This is a genomic window from Campylobacter sp. BCW_6889 (assembly GCF_001762535.1).
Taxonomy (GTDB): Bacteria; Campylobacterota; Campylobacteria; order Campylobacterales; family Campylobacteraceae; genus Campylobacter_D; species Campylobacter_D jejuni.
This window is the reverse complement of record NZ_MJWZ01000019.1, coordinates 1-17,428: the sequence shown is the minus strand read 5'-3', so window position 1 is coordinate 17,428 and position 17,428 is coordinate 1. Positions and strand designations below refer to the sequence as shown.

Annotated in this window: 17 protein-coding genes; 6 read left to right on the top strand and 11 right to left on the bottom strand. The window is 30.5% G+C overall.

The annotated features are described in order from the left end of the window. Position 1 precedes the first annotated feature (1 nt). The 6 genes from AJ939_RS01395 to AJ939_RS01370 all read right to left on the bottom strand — a co-directional run bounded on the left by AJ939_RS01395 (position 2) and on the right by AJ939_RS01370 (position 6,443). Positions 2 to 829: a septal ring lytic transglycosylase RlpA family protein gene (locus tag AJ939_RS01395; protein ID WP_070276215.1), complete on the bottom strand. Its 828-nt coding sequence runs from the start codon at positions 827 to 829 to the stop codon at positions 2 to 4. After that, positions 789 to 1,907 carry a lytic transglycosylase domain-containing protein gene (locus AJ939_RS01390; RefSeq protein ID WP_052858977.1) on the bottom strand — a complete coding sequence of 373 codons (1,119 nt, stop codon included), beginning with the start codon at positions 1,905 to 1,907 and terminating at the stop codon, positions 789 to 791. The genes AJ939_RS01395 and AJ939_RS01390 overlap by 41 nt, the downstream gene beginning before the upstream one ends. After that, positions 1,907 to 2,722 (bottom strand): TatD family hydrolase, encoded by an 816-nt coding sequence (locus tag AJ939_RS01385; protein ID WP_002871344.1) that lies wholly within the window; start codon positions 2,720 to 2,722, stop codon positions 1,907 to 1,909. The genes AJ939_RS01390 and AJ939_RS01385 overlap by 1 nt, the downstream gene beginning before the upstream one ends. After that, positions 2,713 to 3,957 carry a bile resistance response regulator CbrR gene (gene cbrR / locus AJ939_RS01380; RefSeq protein ID WP_070276217.1) on the bottom strand — a complete coding sequence of 415 codons (1,245 nt, stop codon included), beginning with the start codon at positions 3,955 to 3,957 and terminating at the stop codon, positions 2,713 to 2,715. Before cbrR ends, AJ939_RS01385 begins: the two co-directional genes overlap by 10 nt. A gap of 102 nt (positions 3,958 to 4,059) precedes the next feature. Beyond that, positions 4,060 to 5,583: an AAA family ATPase gene (locus tag AJ939_RS01375; RefSeq protein WP_002856955.1), complete on the bottom strand. Its 1,524-nt coding sequence runs from the start codon at positions 5,581 to 5,583 to the stop codon at positions 4,060 to 4,062. Further along, positions 5,583 to 6,443, bottom strand: coding sequence for an NAD(+) kinase (locus AJ939_RS01370; RefSeq protein WP_002855276.1), 861 nt, complete (start codon positions 6,441 to 6,443; stop codon positions 5,583 to 5,585). The genes AJ939_RS01375 and AJ939_RS01370 overlap by 1 nt, the downstream gene beginning before the upstream one ends. A 90-nt stretch (positions 6,444 to 6,533) precedes the next feature. On the opposite strand from AJ939_RS01370, the gene aspS reads away from it, so the two are divergent. From aspS to msrA, 4 genes are read left to right on the top strand one after another with little or no spacing between them, the layout of a single operon-like run. Next, positions 6,534 to 8,285 carry an aspartate--tRNA ligase gene (gene aspS, locus AJ939_RS01365; protein WP_002854803.1) on the top strand — a complete coding sequence of 584 codons (1,752 nt, stop codon included), beginning with the start codon at positions 6,534 to 6,536 and terminating at the stop codon, positions 8,283 to 8,285. Next, positions 8,282 to 8,860 (top strand): adenylate kinase, encoded by a 579-nt coding sequence (locus AJ939_RS01360; RefSeq protein ID WP_002855137.1) that lies wholly within the window; start codon positions 8,282 to 8,284, stop codon positions 8,858 to 8,860. The genes aspS and AJ939_RS01360 overlap by 4 nt, the downstream gene beginning before the upstream one ends. Before the next feature lie 9 nt (positions 8,861 to 8,869). Further along, complete coding sequence (ppa, locus tag AJ939_RS01355; protein WP_002855031.1) at positions 8,870 to 9,388, top strand: inorganic diphosphatase; 519 nt, start codon at positions 8,870 to 8,872, stop codon at positions 9,386 to 9,388. Positions 9,389 to 9,428: 40 nt separating this feature from the next. After that, complete coding sequence (msrA, locus tag AJ939_RS01350) at positions 9,429 to 9,926, top strand: peptide-methionine (S)-S-oxide reductase MsrA (protein WP_002876697.1); 498 nt, start codon at positions 9,429 to 9,431, stop codon at positions 9,924 to 9,926. Between the two features lie 175 nt (positions 9,927 to 10,101). Here the strand turns inward: msrA and AJ939_RS01345 are convergent, their stop codons facing one another. Genes AJ939_RS01345 through ilvC form a run of 5 tightly spaced genes read right to left on the bottom strand, consistent with a single transcriptional unit; the run spans position 10,102 to position 14,221 of the window. Then, on the bottom strand, positions 10,102 to 10,941 hold the full coding sequence (locus AJ939_RS01345) for an RsmB/NOP family class I SAM-dependent RNA methyltransferase (protein ID WP_079860505.1): 840 nt from the start codon (positions 10,939 to 10,941) through the stop codon (positions 10,102 to 10,104). 28 nt (positions 10,942 to 10,969) lie between these two features. Then, positions 10,970 to 11,353 (bottom strand): Holliday junction resolvase RuvX, encoded by a 384-nt coding sequence (gene ruvX / locus AJ939_RS01340; RefSeq protein WP_002856861.1) that lies wholly within the window; start codon positions 11,351 to 11,353, stop codon positions 10,970 to 10,972. Next, positions 11,350 to 12,123 carry a DNA-processing protein DprA gene (locus tag AJ939_RS01335; protein ID WP_070276221.1) on the bottom strand — a complete coding sequence of 258 codons (774 nt, stop codon included), beginning with the start codon at positions 12,121 to 12,123 and terminating at the stop codon, positions 11,350 to 11,352. Before AJ939_RS01335 ends, ruvX begins: the two co-directional genes overlap by 4 nt. Beyond that, positions 12,113 to 13,195 carry a divergent polysaccharide deacetylase family protein gene (locus AJ939_RS01330; protein ID WP_070276223.1) on the bottom strand — a complete coding sequence of 361 codons (1,083 nt, stop codon included), beginning with the start codon at positions 13,193 to 13,195 and terminating at the stop codon, positions 12,113 to 12,115. The genes AJ939_RS01335 and AJ939_RS01330 overlap by 11 nt, the downstream gene beginning before the upstream one ends. A gap of 3 nt (positions 13,196 to 13,198) precedes the next feature. Further along, positions 13,199 to 14,221 carry a ketol-acid reductoisomerase gene (gene ilvC / locus AJ939_RS01325; RefSeq protein WP_044780557.1) on the bottom strand — a complete coding sequence of 341 codons (1,023 nt, stop codon included), beginning with the start codon at positions 14,219 to 14,221 and terminating at the stop codon, positions 13,199 to 13,201. 118 nt (positions 14,222 to 14,339) lie between these two features. On the opposite strand from ilvC, the gene AJ939_RS01320 reads away from it, so the two are divergent. Both AJ939_RS01320 and AJ939_RS01315 read left to right on the top strand, forming a co-directional pair. After that, on the top strand, positions 14,340 to 16,274 hold the full coding sequence (locus AJ939_RS01320) for an RNB domain-containing ribonuclease (protein ID WP_070276225.1): 1,935 nt from the start codon (positions 14,340 to 14,342) through the stop codon (positions 16,272 to 16,274). Beyond that, positions 16,267 to 17,232, top strand: coding sequence for a DNA polymerase III subunit delta (locus AJ939_RS01315; protein WP_070276227.1), 966 nt, complete (start codon positions 16,267 to 16,269; stop codon positions 17,230 to 17,232). Before AJ939_RS01320 ends, AJ939_RS01315 begins: the two co-directional genes overlap by 8 nt. Positions 17,233 to 17,428: the final 196 nt, after the last annotated feature.

The following is a 17,428-nucleotide window of genomic DNA, read 5'->3' as shown; positions in this document are numbered from 1 at the left end:
TCTACTCTCTTACAACAAATGCACCTGCAAATGCACCACTTGCAGCAAAATCCCTTGCTTCATCTTCACTTCTAAAGCCTGTTAAGAAAACGCGATTTAATCCATCCACTGAGCTTGTGCGTATAGTAGAGCTATAAGTTCTATAAGTTTTATATCTTGCTGCTATCGTTTGTGCTCCAGCTGGGTTTTTAAAGGCTCCAATTTGAACCATGAAATTTCCACCTTCATAAATTTGTCCATTATTTGCAATCTCTCCACTATTTCCATAGTTTACATTAGAATGTACAATATTATTACCCGAATTACTTGATCCAAATCCTATAACCTCAAGCCTTACTGGAGCTGTTCCTGAAGCAATCATATCAATTTGGCTAGCAGCTCCTTTTGATAAATCTATAATACGATTATTCACAAAAGGACCTCTATCATTTACACGAACGGTAACTTGACGATTGTTATTTAGATTAGTTACTTTTAAGATAGTATTCATAGGTAAAGTTTTATGAGCCGCGGTTAAAGCATTTTGATTATAGATTTCACCATTAGAGGTTTTCTTGCCGTGAAAGCCTGGCCCATACCAACTCGCAATACCATCAGCAGTTTCGCCTACTGCTACAACAGTAGGATAATAAGTTTTACCGTTGATAGTATAAGGCTTCATCGTTCCTTTAGTCCCTGAAGAACTAGGACTGCTTTTAAAATCATTTGAAGGATAATACACTTGAGCATTATCCAAGCTAGAAAAAAAGCTAGTGCCTAAACAACCACTAAAAAATAAAGCCCCCAGACTAACGGCTGACAACTTTAGTGTAATTGTTTTTATTTGCATTTTTATTCTCCTTGATTGGTATAATTAATTTTTGATTAATGCTAAGATGATTTTTTGCTATTTTATTGAATTCTCGAATTTCATCAACACTTATATTATAATTTTTTGCTATTTTATATAAAGAGTCACCAGACTTAACAATATAAGTTCTTGTCATAGGTATAGTTGTATCAACCTTCGCAAGTTTTTCTGCTTTAAAATTTTTATCAAAAAATGCTACTTTATTAAGTGGTATATACATATAATACCCTTTACCAGGAGGCGTAAAATTATGTTTAAATTGTGGATTATATTTCTTAAAAGTTGCAAGATCCATATTTAAATTCTTAGCTATTTCTTTTAAAGATGCAGAAGAAGGCACATCAACTTTTGCAAATTCGTTGCTTAAAGCATAATTCATTAAAGACGCATCCTTATCTAGTAAAAAATCCCTATCATTGGCTAAAAAAGCAAGCGTTAAAATCTTTCTTATAAAATTTCTGGTTTCTAAAGAAAGATATTTCTTATCAGGGTTCAATAAAACACTTAAATCATCACTTCCTGCTTGCTTGATAGCTTGTCTTAGTTTACCATTTCCACAATTATAAGCTAAAAGCGCTAAATACCATTTACCAAATTCTTCTTTTAACTCTTTTAAATAATTTGTAGCGGCATAAGTTGACTTGACCGGATCACGCCTTTCATCAACATAAGCATCGATTCTTAAACCCAAATTTCTAGCTGTTGGTTGCATAAATTGCCAAACCCCTACAGCCTTGGCATTAGAAACACTATGAGTTTTCAAGCCTGATTCAACCATAGCTAGATACAAAATCTCATCAGGAACTTCCTGCTGGGCTAAAATTTTTCTTATCATAGGAGTAACTTTTGAAAAATTCTGCATACTATCTATTAAAGTTTGAGCATGTTTTGATTTTATATCTTGTTGAGTTTGCACAAAAATCAAATCACTGATAAAACTTGGGTTAATATCCAAATTTCTTAAAACATTCATTTGTCTTTCGTAAAATTCAGGAGTATTAATTTGTGCAAAAAGAAAATTAAAACATATTAAAAAACACAATAAAATTTTTTTCATTAATAACCTTTAAAAAATAATTTTTCAGAATTATTAAAACAAATTTCTAAAAGCTCTTTTCTTGATAATTTCAATACTTCACACATTTTGTTTGCTACAAATTGAGTTAACAAAGGTTCATTTCTTTTACCGCGATAAGGCTCTGGAGTAAGATATGGAGCATCAGTTTCAAGTAGTAGTCTATCTTTTGGAATTTTAGGTAAAATTTCAACTAATTTCTTAGCATTTTTAAAAGTTAAAACTCCTCCAATACCAAAATAAAATCCCTCTTCAAAAAGAGTTAGCAAATGTTCGCTTGCATTAAAGCAGTGTAAAACTCCTCCTACAAGATCCTTAGAATACCCATGTAAAATCTCATAAGTATCATGATTTGCTTCTCTTGAATGGATGATAACAGGTTTTTTAAATTCAATAGCAAGTTCGAGCTGTGCGATAAAAATCTTTTTTTGATTTTCTTTTTCTTTTTGAATTTCTTCAGCAAGATCACTTTTAAAACGAAAATAATCAAGCCCACATTCACCTACAGCTACACACTTTTCATCGCATAAATACTGCCTTAAAATTTTCTCATCATAATTATCAATTTCATAAGGATGCACCCCTGCTGCAAAAAAAATATTTTTATATTTATGAGCAATTGTAGCTGCATAAGGCAAGTCTTTTATATCAGCACCAGGTATGATGATTTTCTCTATACCATTTTTAAAAGCACGATTTAAAGTTTCATCTAAATCATCTTTAAATGCTTCACTGTCTAGATGGCAATGCGTATCAACAATCCTTAAACCATCTTGAAAATCAAGATTTAAGAACATACTTCAACTCTATCCTTGCCATTATCTTTTGCTTGAGACAATATTTTACTTGCTTTATCAACCAAAGAATCAATCTTATCTCCACTTTTTCCAAAAACCACGCCTATAGAAGCTGTAAAAAAGACTTCATCTAAATTAACTAAAACACCGGCCTTTTTTATATTTACTCGTATACGAGAAAAGATTTTAATCGCTCTTTCTTGGGATATATTTTTAAGTAAAATACAAATTTTTTCTGCACTATATCTACCTACAAGATCTCTTCCTTTAGTTTCATTAACTATTTCATTGGCGCAGATTTTAATTACTTCATCACCAACTTCACGACCGTATTCATCGTTAATCATTTGAAGATTATCTATATCTAAGAAAGCAAAAGCAAATTCCTCGTCTTTTGTTGCTATTTCATTAAAATAATCATCTATTCCATCGATTAAAGCATTATAATTTTTAACCCCAGATACAGGATCTAAAACATTATAAGTGCTTAAAAATTTTTTATCATCCATATAAGATAAACAACGATCTAAGCGGCAATTAAAGCTTTCTTTGCTTAAAGGCTTGAGCAAATACTCATTAACTCCATTTTTAAAAGAATTCGCTTCAAATGAATCATTATAATCCCCCAAAAGAATCACACCTAATTCATCATCACTAAAACGCTCTCTTACTTGAGTTAAAAGCTCAAAACCACTAATTACTGGCATATTGACATCTGCTATAATAAGCTTAACATCATTATTATCATTTAAATAACTCATTGCTTCTTCACCATGAGCTGCAGCTAAAACATTAAATTGTCTTTGAGTAAGTATTTTTTTAATTTCATTACGTTCAGGTAGCTTACTCATAGCTAAAATCACTTTAGTTTTTGCATATTGATTAAGTTTTATAATAGAACTAATAATCTCATCAACGCAAGTTTCACTTTCTTTAAAAATATAATCTAATATATCTTTATCCATAAATTTTTCTTTAGTAGCCTTATCACCACTAGCCGTAAGAACAATAGCAGGAATTTTCTTTTCTATAACATAATCCACAACTTCACCATTTGGGGCATCCGGTAAACATAAATCCACAAAAGCTAAAAAATAATTATTGTTCATTAACTCCTTAGCTTCAGCAAAACCAAAAGCAATATCTACCTCATAATCTAAAGTCATTTGAATTTTTTTAGCTAAAAGTTTGCCGAGCATTTTATTGTCATCAATAATTAAAATTTTCTTATTCATAGTGTGTAAAATACCTTTATATCTAAAATTTTTAATATATTTGTTTCAAAGAAAGGAAATTTTATAGTTATATATTCTAACATAGTAAAATAAAAAATCCGCTTAATCCTTAAACAAGGTCTTAGCAAATTCGATTGCTTCATCACTAACAAGCTCTCCACTTACCATCCTAGCAAGCTCTTTAATTCTTTCTTCTTGATCAAGCTTTTTTACCTTGCTTTCTTCGCCATTTTTTTCAACTAAAAAATGATTATGCGCCTTAGAGGAAAGTTGAGGCAAATGAGAAATAGCAAAAATTTGATAAAACTTAGAAAGCTCCTCTAAAACCTTGGCTATACTCATAGCCTCTTTTCCGCTTAAATTTGCATCGATTTCATCTAAAAATAATATCCCTTTGCCTGCATTTAAAATTTTACATTCTGTGGCTATAAAAGCAAGTCTTAAGCGATTTAATTCACCCGAACTTAAATTTTTTAAATGAGCTAAATTAATATCTAGCATCATCTCATCTTTGCCTAAAATTGAAATTTTTTCATTTTCTTTAAGTGTCAAACTTGCGTCTTTCATATAAAGATCTTTAAGATAATTATTTAAACATTTTTCTAATTTTTTAAGGTTTTTCTTTCTTGTTTGAGTTAAAATTTGTGCTTTTTCTTCTAATTTTTGTTTTAATTCTTGAAATTTTTTTTCAAGTTCTTTTTTTTCAAAACTTAAATTTTCATAATGTTCTAGTTCATGTTTCTTTTGCTTTAAAACTTCTAAAGCATTTTCTATGCTTTCATAACGCTTGATGAGATAGGATAAATTTTCAATGCGATCTAAAAGCGTCTCCACATCAAAATCCAAATCTTCCATTTTTTGATTTTCACAAATCACGCGTAATTCATTTAAACATTCACTAAAAAAACTTGCATCAACTTCGCTTAAATTTAAAGCTTCAATAACAACTTTTTCAAGCTCAAAAATACGCTCTGCCTTACTCCAAGCTTCTTCTAATTTATCTTTTTTAGAAAGCTTTTTTTTAAGTATTAAAAGCTCTTCATACTCACCTATTTTAGGATTAATGCTTGAAATTTTTTCAATTTGCACTCTAGCTAATTCTTTTAATTCTTCTACTTTTTTTTCTTCTTCTAAAATTGCATTAAGCTCATTAGAAATTTGACTATAAGCATTAAAATCTTTTTTAAAATCTTCTAAAAAGGAAATAAAATTTGTATTTTCTTGCATTTCTAAGGCATCTAAGAGATTTAAAAATTTTTCATTTCCAAATTCGTTATTTTCCTTTGCGCTTAAATACTTAATAAAAGTTTTACTTAAATTTTGCAAACTTTTTTTCGCTATGCTTTGATTGTTAATAAAATATTTTGTGTTTTTTTCTTTTAAAAGCTTAAAAACATTCTCCTCTTCGCTTTCTATGCCAAAACTTTCTAAATCTAACTTATCATCTAGTTCTATTTCGACAATTTTAGCCTCACTTTCACTCAAAGAAAATGCGGATAAAATTCCTTTAAACAAAACTGATTTTCCAGCTCCACTTAGGCCTGTAAAAACGGTAAGCCCTTTAGAAATTTCAAGCTCAGCCTTTTTAAAACCAAGATTTTCTTTCATAAAAATTCTATTTATCATCAATTTCCCCAGTGTAATTTTTCTTTTAAAATTTGAAAATAATCCCTATTTTTTGGGTGAATTAAAGCCACATTTTTATCACTTAAACCCACTTTTATACTTTTAAAATCATTCATTTTATAATTTTCTTGCCCATCAATACAAAGTATGCAATCCTTTGCCATAATCTCTATTTCAAAACCTTTTGGCAAAACAATAGGGCGTTGTGTTAAAGAATGAGAACAAACAGGAGTTAAGATAAAAGCTTGAGCTAAAGTATAAACTATGGGCCCATTTGCACTTAAATTATAAGCTGTTGAACCCGCAGGAGTTGCAACAATAAGCCCATCTCCAAAATATTCATTAAATTTCTTTTCTTTTCTAAAAACTTCTATATGAGCCATAGAAGCTTGATTGTTTTTACTGATGACCACATCGTTAAAAGCTAATTTTTCTAAAATTTTTCCTTGCTTATCTTCTAAAAAAACACTTAACAAATAAGGCTTTTCTATTCTAAATTCTCCTTGAAAAAAAGCTTGAAAAAAATTTTCAGCTTCATCAACTTTAAAATCTGTTAAAAAACCTAAATGTCCAGCATGAATTCCTAAAACTGCTTTATCATATTCACAAGCTTTACGACATAAAGAAATCAAAGTTCCATCTCCACCTAAAGAAATAACAAAATCAGATATTTTAAACAAATCATCCAATCCATACTTTGGCAAATCTAAAATTTCAGAACTTTCTTTAAACAATACAAGCTCAACTTTATATATAGATAAAATCGATTGAAGTTTTAAAATTTCCTTATCTAAACTCACATTGGGTCGTGTAACAAGTCCGATTGTTTTAATATTTTTATGATCTATTTTATTTTGCATAAAAAATTATATCAAATCTTAGCAAAGCAAAAGAATAAAAATACTATAATTTTGCTCATTATCTTAAAAAATCTTTTTCAAGGAATAAATTTGCGAAGTCATTATAATACAGACTTGGGAATTTCCCATGTTGGTCAAAGCGTTAAACTTTGCGGTTGGGTAAATAGCTACCGCGATCATGGTGGAGTTATTTTTATAGATTTAAGAGATAGAAGTGGTATTATCCAACTTGTTTGCGATCCAAATGATAGCAAAGAAGCTCATGAAATCGCTTCCAATGCAAGAAATGAATTTGTACTTATTGCAGAAGGTGCTATTCGTCCGCGTGGCGAAGGACTTGTAAATCCTAAATTAAAAACAGGAGAAATCGAAGTAGTTGTTTCTAAACTTACCATAGAAAATGAAAGTGCCGTACCTCCTTTTGCTATCGCTGATGAAAGTGTAAATGAAGAATTACGCTTAAAATATCGCTTTTTAGATTTAAGAAATCCTAAACTTTATGAAAATTTTGCCTTGCGTTCTAAAGCTTGTATAGCAGCTAGAAATTCTTTGGCAAATATGGGATTTTTAGAAGTTGAAACCCCTATTCTTACCAAAGCTACTCCCGAAGGTGCAAGAGATTATCTCGTGCCTTCTCGTGTGCATCAGGGTGAATTTTATGCTCTTCCACAAAGCCCTCAGCTTTTCAAACAACTTTTAATGTGTAGCGGTTTTGATCGTTATTTTCAAATCGCAAAATGTTTTAGAGATGAAGATTTAAGAGCTGATCGCCAACCTGAATTCACACAAATTGATGTTGAAATGAGTTTTTGCGAACAAAAAGATGTAATCAATGTAGCTGAAACTTTTTTAAAAGATATTTTCAAAGCTTGCGGCAAAGAAATTCAAACCCCTTTTAGACAAATGCAATACAAAGACGCTATGGAAAATTATGGCTCTGATAAGCCAGATTTAAGATTTGATCTTAAATTTATTGATGTGATTGATATTTTTGCTAAGTCAAATAATGAAATTTTTGCAAATATTGCCAAAGATACAAAGAAAAATCGCATCAAAGCCATACGCGTTCCAAAAGGCGATACTATTTTTTCAAAAAGACAAATGCAAAGATTTGAAGAATTTGTGCGTAAATTTGGTGCTCAAGGCTTAGCTTTTATACAAGTTAAAGAAGATGGGCTTAAAGGTCCACTTTGTAAATTCTTTAGCGAAGAAGATTTAAATGAGCTAAGCAAACGCTGTGAACTTGAAGTAGGAGATGTGGTATTTTTCGGTGCAGGAGCTAAAAAAACAGTGCTTGATTATATGGGAAGATTTAGAATTTTCTTAGCCAACGAGTTAAATCTTATAGATCCAAATGCCTTAGAATTCTTATGGGTTGTTGATTTTCCTATGTTTGAGCAAAATGATGATGGAAGTTATTCTGCGATGCACCATCCTTTTACCATGCCAAAAAATATCGATGAGACTGATTTAGAAGAAATTTCATCTATTGCTTATGATGTAGTGTTAAATGGCGTTGAGCTAGGTGGAGGTAGTATAAGAATCCATAAAAACGATATTCAACAAAAAGTATTTAAACTTTTAAATATCGATGAAGAACAACAAAAAGAAAAATTTGGTTTCTTGCTTGATGCTTTAAGTTTTGGTGCTCCACCACATGGAGGTATCGCTATAGGACTTGATAGACTCATCATGCTAGTTACAGGAGCAAACAGTATAAGAGAGGTTATAGCCTTTCCAAAAACCCAAAGAGCGCAATGCTTAATGACAGATGCACCATCGCCTGCTAGCAATGAAGCAATGAGAGAATTGGGAATCAAATTAAGGGAGAATATAAAATGAAAGAATTGTTTTTAATCATAGGTGCACCGGGTAGTGGAAAAACTACCGATGCTAGTTTAATCGCACAAGCAGATGCGACAAATATCACACACTATTCAACAGGAGATCTTTTAAGAGCTGAAGTAGCAAGTGGGAGTGAGCTTGGAAAAACTATAGATAGTTTTATATCCAAAGGCAATCTTGTTCCTTTAGATGTTGTTGTAAATACTATAGTTTGCGCACTAAAAGCTGCTCCAACTAAAACTATTATCATCGATGGCTATCCAAGAAGCGTAGAACAAATGATGGAATTTGACAAGGTTTTAAGTGAGCAAAATGAAATTTGTCTTAAAGGTGTTATAGAAGTAAGAGTAAGCGAAGAAGTTGCCAAAGAAAGAGTTTTAGGCAGAAATCGTGGTGCAGATGACAATGAAGAAGTGTTTTATAATAGAATGAAAGTTTATACAGAACCTTTAAATGAAATTTTAGATTTTTATCAAAAGAAAAAACTTCATTTTATTATCGATGGGGAACGCACTATCGAACCTATCGTTGCAGACATGAAAGAACTGATTAAAAAAATTCAAAGTATATAAGGAGAAAAAATGGATTTAAGCAAAATCAAAATCGGAGATATTCCAAATAAAATCAATGCCGTAATCGAAATTCCATACGGCTCAAGCATCAAATACGAAATCGATAAAGATAGTGGTGCTATCATGGTAGATCGCGTTATGGCTAGTGCGATGTTTTACCCAGCAAACTATGGTTTTATTGCCAATACTTTGGCTGATGATGGTGATCCTGTGGATATTTTAGTGCTTAATGAATATCCTATCCAAGCTGGAGCCGTGATTCCTTGCCGCTTAATTGGTGTTTTAATCATGGAAGATGAAAGCGGAATGGATGAAAAACTTCTTGCAGTTCCAAATTCAAAAATAGATGCAAGATATGACAATATAAAAACTTACACAGATTTACCACAAGCAACTTTAAATAAAATCAAAAATTTCTTTGAAACTTATAAAATTTTAGAGCCAAACAAATGGGTTAAAGTACAAGATTTTAAAGATGAAAAAGCTGCAATTGAAATTTTAGAAAAAGCAATCAAAAACTACAAATAATCCTAGCCCTTCAAAGGGCTAAACTCAAGGAAAACTCGCAATGAAAAATATCGTTTTAGGTGGTGGTTGTTTTTGGTGTGTTGAAGCCGTATTTGAACGCCTAAAAGGTGTAATCGATACTGAAGTTGGATATAGCGGAGGAAATCCAAATCCTAGCTATGAAAGCGTGTGTAATGGTGATGGTAACATAGAAGTTGTCAAAATAAATTACGATGAAAAACAAATCTCTCTTCTTGAAATCTTAACACTCTTTTTTAAAATTCATGATCCAACAAGTATAGATAAACAAGGTGGAGATATTGGTATACAATATCGCTCAATAATCTTTTACGAAAATGAAGAAGATAAAATTTTAGCTCAAAATTTCATCGAAGAACAGCAAAAAATATTTAGCAAAAAAATAGTTACTAAAATTTCAAGATTGCAAACTTACTACAAAGCTGAAAACTATCATCAACATTATTTTATAAATAATCCCAATCAAGGATATTGTCAAGCTGTAATAGTTCCAAAACTGCAAAAAATACAATCAGACTAATTTCATCTTTTTAAGGTTAAAAAAATTTCAACTTTATTCACAGCCTTTTCACGCTGTGATTTTCTTTTCAAAGTACTTAAAAATAGAACTTTAAGCTTTAAAATAAAGAAAAAATTATTTATTGTTTTTTAAGTTTTTTTATGAATTTGTATTTAAATGTGAATAATTTTATCAATTAACATAATTTCCTAAGCTTAGCTATAAAAAATCCATCATAGTCTAAGCTTGGTAAAATCCGTCTGCATTTTGAAATTTCAGCAAATTCTTCACTTTGCCCTGCTTTAGCCTCAACATTTTCCAAATCAATATCTAAAAGCTCTAATTTAAACTCGCTTTTTAAAGCATTCTCTATCACTTCTTCATTTTCTTCTTTGGTAAAGGTGCAAGTACTATATACAAGCTCTCCGCCTATTTTTAATGCCTTTAAAGCAGAATGTAGAAGTTTTTTTTGAGTTTTTGCAATATTTTTGATTTCTTTATAACTTTTTTCCAAATCAAAACCTATTTTAGCAAAAGTTGAACAAGGTGCATCAAGTAAAATTTTATCAAATTTTAAAGGACATAAATTGCCTATATTTTTACCATCTTTCATAAAAACTTTAGCAATCACGCCGTAATTTTTAAGATTTTTTTGCAAAATAAAAAATCTATCCCTACTCATCTCATTGCAAGCTAAATAACCTGTATTTTGCATAAAATTTGCAAGATTGATACTTTTGCCACCCGGAGCTGCACACATATCAAGAACACTTTGCCCTGCTTTGACCTCTAAATTTAAAGCACACAAATAAGAAGAATAATTTTGTATATAAAAGTACCCCTCATTAAAAACTTTCATAGAACTTAAGATGGCTTTATCTTTAGCGTCAAACAAATAACAATAAGCATTAATCTTTTTAAATTTTAAATTTTGTTTTAAAAATTCTTTTTCTAATTCTTCAATGCTAATTTTTAAAGTATTTGCAAATACACAAACATTTTTTTCTTGAGTAAAAGAAGATAAAATATTTTGCATTTCATCTTTGGTATAAAGTTTTTCTATTCTAGAGAGCAAAATAATCCTTTATCATGATAAAAGCAGATAAAGAGTCTAATTTACCATCTTTTTTGCGTGTATTGGCTACACCGTATCCTAAAGCTTCTTTACTTGTTCCACTTTCATCTACAAAGCAAATTTCTTTATCAAATTCAAGCAAAGAAACAAAATGCTTAATGCGTCTTGTCATTTCTTCTTCACTTGACCCACCCTTAGGAATACCTACAATGAGTAAAGAAATTTCATGTATTTTAAGTAAATTTTTGATTTCATTAGCGGCTTGATTGCGATTTTTTCTTAAAACTGCGTCTAAAGGCAAAGCGATCTTTTTATCTACGCAAAGTGCTACACCTATGCGTTTTAAACCTACATCTAAAGCCAAAGCTCTCATACTAAAACCCTTATAAAAAGCCCTTCTATGGAAATTTTTCCCTCAAGTTCGTATTCATAAACTTTTTGTCCATAAATTTTTAAAGCCTCATCAACACTCACACCTTTTTTACAAAACTCTAAAAACTCATCTTGATTTGTATCTATACTTGCAAACTCACTTACAAATTCTTTAAAATCACAGATTAACTTTGCTTTATTTTCCTTTAAAAGCAAATTAGTCCCTGTGCTTTCTCCTAGTCTTTGCGGTAAAACATATAAAGGTTTATTAAGCTCTAAAGCAAGCCTTGCACTTTGCATAGAACCACTTTTTATATCTGCTTGTGCAACCACAACAGCTTTACTTAAAGCAATAACCAAACGGTTTCTTAGTAAAAAGTCATAATTTTTTGGCAAATAATCATTTTCGTATTCGCTTAAAGCTAAAGCGTTTTCATAAATTTGTTTAATGATTTTTTCATTAGTTCTTGGATAAATTTGATCTAAACCATTAGCAAAAATACCTATAGTATTTGGCATAGCCGCCACACTTGCGGTGATATCCACACCCAAAGCACCGCCACTTACCACACAAAGATGAGCATTTTTAAGCATACTCGCTAAAGAAAAAACACAATTTTTCGTATAAACACTCATACGCCTTGAACCTATAATAGCGATTTTGTCTTGTTTTAATAAAGATAAATTTCCTTTGTAGTGTAATTTTTTAGGAGGCTTTTTTAAATCCTTAAAAAGTTCTAAAAATTCATCAGGCAAAATTTCACTTGCCATAAATTTCACTCAAATACACAAGATCAACGCCTTTTAACAAATCCTTACTTTGCTCTAAGGCTTTAAAAGTATTTTTCCTAGGATGTCCTATGGCTATAACAAAACCTTTTTTTTGTGCAAGTTTTACTGCGCTTTGAAGTTGTTTTTTAACATAATTAACATCATCTTCATTATCCAAAAACACATCTCTTTGTATATAAGGCATACTGAGTTCTTTAGCGATTTTATTTGCCTTAGAATTTCCTATAGTTTTAGAATCTACAAAAAATATATTTTGATTTTTTAAAGCCTCGTAAAGCTTTCTCATAGCTTCTTCATTGCTTGTAAATAAACTTCCTGTGTGATTATTGATATATCTTAAATCCTTAAAATCTTTTTTAATTTGCTTGATTTTTTTAAAAATTCTTTCTTTGCTATCATTTGGATTTAAAGTATCAAGCTCGGGTTTATTGTAATTAATCGCTGCTAAAGGTAAATGCACCATATAAAAATCAAATTTTAAAGCAAGTTTTGGCGTTTCGCTATGGTTTTTATCTGGCGGAAAAAAAGAAGGATTTAACTTTAAATTTAAAGCTTTTAAACCTCTAACCTGACTTGCATTTGCCATATCATCGATAATAATAGCAAGTTTTGGTTTTTTAGAAATTTTATTTAAATGAATATCTTCATCAAAAGTTAAATTTTGATCTTGGGTTAAATTTATATCTTTTGGAATAAAATTTTGCTCTAAACTCTGATTTTGTTCTAAACTTAAATTCTGCTCCACACTGCTTAAATTTTGCTCATTTAAACTTGTATTTAAATCATCAATTTCTTGAATTTTTTGCTCTAAAATACTTACAGATTTATTATTATCAAACTCACTCTCTTGAAAAATACCAATTTCGTAATGATCTTTGTTTGATGAAATTAAATCTTCTTGTTTATCAACAAAATAATCCGGCTTAGCAGAAGAAACATCTTGGGAATTTTGATATTTTACTAAAATTCCCAAAGCTAAAGCTATACAAAGTAAAAAAAGTATAGCTATGATTAAATAACGCTGAATTTGAACTAATTTTTTCTTTGACAATGTTTAGTTCTTATCTTTATCTACTAATTTTTTAGCACTGATCCAAGGCATCATAGCGCGCAAATTACGCCCTGTTTTTTCTATCAAAGAATCATTCATATTTTTGCGTTCTGCATGCATTCTAGCAAAACCTGCACGGCGTTCTAAGATAAAATCTTTTGCAAAAACACCATTTTGTATATCTTTTAAAACACCTTTCATTGCTTTTTTAGTCTCTTCAGTGATAATCTTTGGCCCTGTGATGTAATCGCCGTATTCTGCAGTATTTGAGATAGAATAACGCATATCTGCAATACCACCTTGATAAATCAAATCCACAATGAGTTTCATTTCATGCAAACACTCAAAATAAGCCATTTCAGGTTCATAACCTGCTTCAACTAAAGTCTCAAAACCTGCTTGAATCAAAGCACTAAGCCCACCACAAAGCACGGCTTGTTCACCAAAAAGATCTGTTTCTGTTTCAGCTTTAAAGGTTGTTTCTATAATACCTGTGCGTCCGCCCCCAATCGCACTTGCATAACTTAAGGCTAAATTTTTAGCATTTTTACTTTCATCTTGATGGATGGCTATCAAGCAAGGAGTTCCACCTCCTAAAGTAAATTCATTTCTTACTGTATGTCCTGGTGCTTTAGGTGCTATCATGATAACATCTATACCTTTTGGAGCAACAATTTGACCATAGTGGATATTAAAACCGTGCGCAAAAGCTATAGCCTTGCCTTCACTTAAATTTGGTTTTATTTCGACATTAAAAATATCTGCTTGAATTTCATCAGGAGCTAAAATCATAACCACATCTGCTGCCTTAGAAGCTTCACTTACACTCATTACTTCAAAACCAGCATTTTTTGCTTTAACAGCACTTGCACTACCTTCACGAAGTCCGATAATTACATTTACGCCATTATCTCTTAAATTCATCGCATGAGCGTGTCCTTGAGAGCCAAAGCCTATAATTGCTACTTTTTTTGATTTGATTAAATTTAAATCACAATCTTTATCATAATATACTGTAATAGCCATATTCACTCCTTAAAAATTCAAAAATTAAAGGTATTATTATAGCAATTAAAGTATAAATTTCATATTTTTTTTATAAACTTTATGTAAGAATTTTACAAAAAATCATAAAGTATCAAAAGTGAAAGAATTTTTAAACAGTCTTAGTTATGGTATTAGCTCTCACGAAGCAAGCAATGAATTTAAACAAATTTTAAGAGAGCTTTTAGCCAATCACATCATCAAAGAACACAAAAACAAATACTATCTTAACAATGGTTTTACCTTTGGAGTACTTGATATTTCAAGCAAAGGCACAGGTTTTTTACAATGCTTTGATGAAAGTTTCAAAAAAGATCTTTTGATAGAAAACAAAAACCTAAAAGGTGCAAACTATAAAGATATAGTTGCAGTAAAACTTCTACCTTTAAAGAAAAAACGCCCCAGTGCAAAGGTGATTTTAGTTCTAAAAAGAGCCAATGAAACCTCTTTAGTGATCACCAAAAGGTATGGCCAAGCCGTACTTGGAATGAATATCAAAACAGGATTAAGCACTGCCTTAAAAGCTTCTCAAAAATCCTTAAAAGCACTACCTTTAGGGACAATTTTAAAAATAGAAAATGAAAATAACAATATCATAGAAGTTTTAGGACATATTGATGATGAAAGCGTAGATGAAAAAATCTCCTTAGCTCTTTTTAATAAAAATAACGAATTTAGCGACGCTTGTATCAAAGAAGCCCTAGCAAACGGCGATAGTGTTGATGCGAGTATGTATGAAAATCGCATGGATTTAAGAGCCTTGCCTTTTTGCACCATAGATCCTATACATGCAAAAGATTTTGATGATGCGATTTATTTTGACACTCAAAAACGAGAAATTTATGTAGCTATTGCTGATGTTAGCGAATATGTTTATGCTTATAGTGCTATAGATAAAGAAGCAAGAAATCGTGGGTTTTCTATTTATTTTCCACATATTGCTATACCTATGTTACCTCGTCCTTTAAGTGAAAATATCTGTTCTTTAAAACCTCATTTAGATCGCTTAGCGTATTGTTTTAAAATCACGCTCGATCATGAAAATAAAGTCATCAAAGAAGAACTTTTTGAAGGTATTATCAACTCAAAACGCCGTTTTAATTACGATGAAGTTGATGAAATTTTGGTACAAAAACCTGATTTAAAAGAACTTTCATGGCTTTATGAGCTTTTTGAAATCACAAAAAATTTACGCAAAATGCGTCTTAAAAATGCCTTTGAATTTCGCACCGAAGAATTAAGAATGAATTTAGATGAAAACTTAAGTCTAAAAAGCACAGTTTTTGAAAAAGACACGCCTTCGCATAATTTGATCGAAGATTGTATGCTTTTAGCCAATAAAGCCGCAGCAAAACTCATAGATATAGGTATTTTTAGAAATCACTTAAGTGCTGATGCAAGAAAAATCGATAAACTTTTAAATGAATTACGCGAACTCGGAATCGATGTAAATTTTAAATCCAATCTTCCTGAACTCATACGCGACATACAAGCTTTAGCTGATGAATTAAATTTAAGAGCAGAAGTAGATAAACTCATCATCAAAGCACAAAAAAAAGCGGAATACTCTAGCGTAAATGCGGGACATTTTGGCTTAGGTTTTGATAAATACTCACATTTTACAAGCCCTATAAGAAGGTATTCTGATCTTATTTTACACAGACTTTTAAAAGCCAAACAAAAAAACGATGAAAAACTTTTTAATTATCTGCTTTTAAACATAGAAAGCACTTGCGAGAGTCTTAGTACACTTGAAAGAGAGGCGGATAAGGTTGCTTTTAATTTTATGGATAGAAAATTTGCTAGATGGGCAGCTAAAAATATAGGCAAAAAATTTAAAGCTTTGGTTGTGCAAAATGATGGAGTTTGCATAGCTAAACTAGATGATGAAATCAAAGGAGCGGATATAATCCTTTATGATACGCGTGTAAATTTACTAGAAAGTGTTGAAGTGCAAATCATGGAAGCGGATATAGTTATGGCAAAAATTTATGCTAAAATCACCCAAAGACTTATAAAGGAAGAAAATGTATAGAAAAGAGCTTCAAACCCTGCTTTCTAAAGATTCAATACCTAATTTTTTCTTTCTTTATGGAGCAGATAATTTTCAAAGCGAACTTTATGCTGAATTTATAAAAGAAAAATATAAACCCGATGAAACTCTAAAGCTTTTTTTTGAAGAATACAACTTCACTCGTGCGAGTGATTTTTTAAGCGCAGGATCGCTTTTTAGCGAAAAAAAATTACTAGAAATCAAAACTTCTAAAAAAATTCCAATAAAAGATCTTAAAATTTTAGTCGAACTTTGCAAAAACAATGCGGACAATTTCTTTCTTTTAGAATTTTATGATGAAAGTTCAAAGCAAAGTGACATAGAAAAAATTTTCTCTCCTCATTTTGTAAGATTTTTTAAAGCTAACGGAGCTAAAGAAGGCGTGGAGCTTTTAAGCATAAAAGCAAAACAACTAAGGGTTGAAATCACTCAAAATGCTTTATTTACTCTTTTTACAAGTTTTGATGAAAACTTGTATCTTGCTGCAAGCGAACTTAATAAATTTAGCGGTTTAAGAGTAGATGAAAAAACCATAGAACAATACTGCTATAGTTTAAATACAGGAAGTTTTGAAAGCTTTTTTGATAAAATTTTAAAAAAACAAGACTTTAAAAGCGAACTTGAAAAAATTTTAGATAATTTTAATGAAATTGCTTTAATCAACTCTTTATATAATTCTTTTTATCGTTTATTTAAAATCGCACTTTATGTTAAAGTCAATGGCAAAATTGATTTTAAAGAGCTTTTAGGCTACACTCCACCCCCTCAAGTGGGACAAAATTTAAGCTCTCAAGCCTTTAGTTTAAAAATCGAACAATATAAAGAAATTTTCACTCTTTTACTTAAAAGCGAATACGAACTTAAAACCAATCCTAAACTCGTAAAAAAAGAATTTTTGATTTCGAATTTGCTTAAACTTGCAAGGATTTTAAAAAGTTAATTTTTAATCTTCAATCCTCTTCACTTCTTTTTAATCGTATTAAAATAATTTAAAATGATTTATTGTTAATCTTAGCTGAGTTTTTAAAATACTTTAAAAGAATGATTGCAATCTAAAAAGAGTTTAACAACCTTAAAAACATCCATCCTAATAATTTTAAAATTATCAGGATGAAATTTTTAACAAGTAGGAGAGT

What these genes read in the sequence shown, in the direction of transcription:
- AJ939_RS01390 (WP_052858977.1), bottom strand. Translation starts at nt 1,907, where the DNA reads ATGAAAAAAATTTTATTGTGTTTTTTAATATGTTTTAATTTTCTTTTT.
- AJ939_RS01360 (WP_002855137.1), top strand. Translation starts at nt 8,282, where the DNA reads ATGAAAGAATTGTTTTTAATCATAGGTGCACCGGGTAGTGGAAAAACT.
- msrA (WP_002876697.1), top strand. Translation starts at nt 9,429, where the DNA reads ATGAAAAATATCGTTTTAGGTGGTGGTTGTTTTTGGTGTGTTGAAGCC.
- cbrR (WP_070276217.1), bottom strand. Translation starts at nt 3,957, where the DNA reads ATGAATAAGAAAATTTTAATTATTGATGACAATAAAATGCTCGGCAAA.
- AJ939_RS01345 (WP_079860505.1), bottom strand. Translation starts at nt 10,941, where the DNA reads ATGCAAAATATTTTATCTTCTTTTACTCAAGAAAAAAATGTTTGTGTA.
- AJ939_RS01375 (WP_002856955.1), bottom strand. Translation starts at nt 5,583, where the DNA reads ATGATAAATAGAATTTTTATGAAAGAAAATCTTGGTTTTAAAAAGGCT.
- ruvX (WP_002856861.1), bottom strand. Translation starts at nt 11,353, where the DNA reads ATGAGAGCTTTGGCTTTAGATGTAGGTTTAAAACGCATAGGTGTAGCA.
- AJ939_RS01335 (WP_070276221.1), bottom strand. Translation starts at nt 12,123, where the DNA reads ATGGCAAGTGAAATTTTGCCTGATGAATTTTTAGAACTTTTTAAGGAT.
- ilvC (WP_044780557.1), bottom strand. Translation starts at nt 14,221, where the DNA reads ATGGCTATTACAGTATATTATGATAAAGATTGTGATTTAAATTTAATC.
- AJ939_RS01385 (WP_002871344.1), bottom strand. Translation starts at nt 2,722, where the DNA reads ATGTTCTTAAATCTTGATTTTCAAGATGGTTTAAGGATTGTTGATACG.
- AJ939_RS01395 (WP_070276215.1), bottom strand. Translation starts at nt 829, where the DNA reads ATGCAAATAAAAACAATTACACTAAAGTTGTCAGCCGTTAGTCTGGGG.
- AJ939_RS01315 (WP_070276227.1), top strand. Translation starts at nt 16,267, where the DNA reads ATGTATAGAAAAGAGCTTCAAACCCTGCTTTCTAAAGATTCAATACCT.
- AJ939_RS01370 (WP_002855276.1), bottom strand. Translation starts at nt 6,443, where the DNA reads ATGCAAAATAAAATAGATCATAAAAATATTAAAACAATCGGACTTGTT.
- ppa (WP_002855031.1), top strand. Translation starts at nt 8,870, where the DNA reads ATGGATTTAAGCAAAATCAAAATCGGAGATATTCCAAATAAAATCAAT.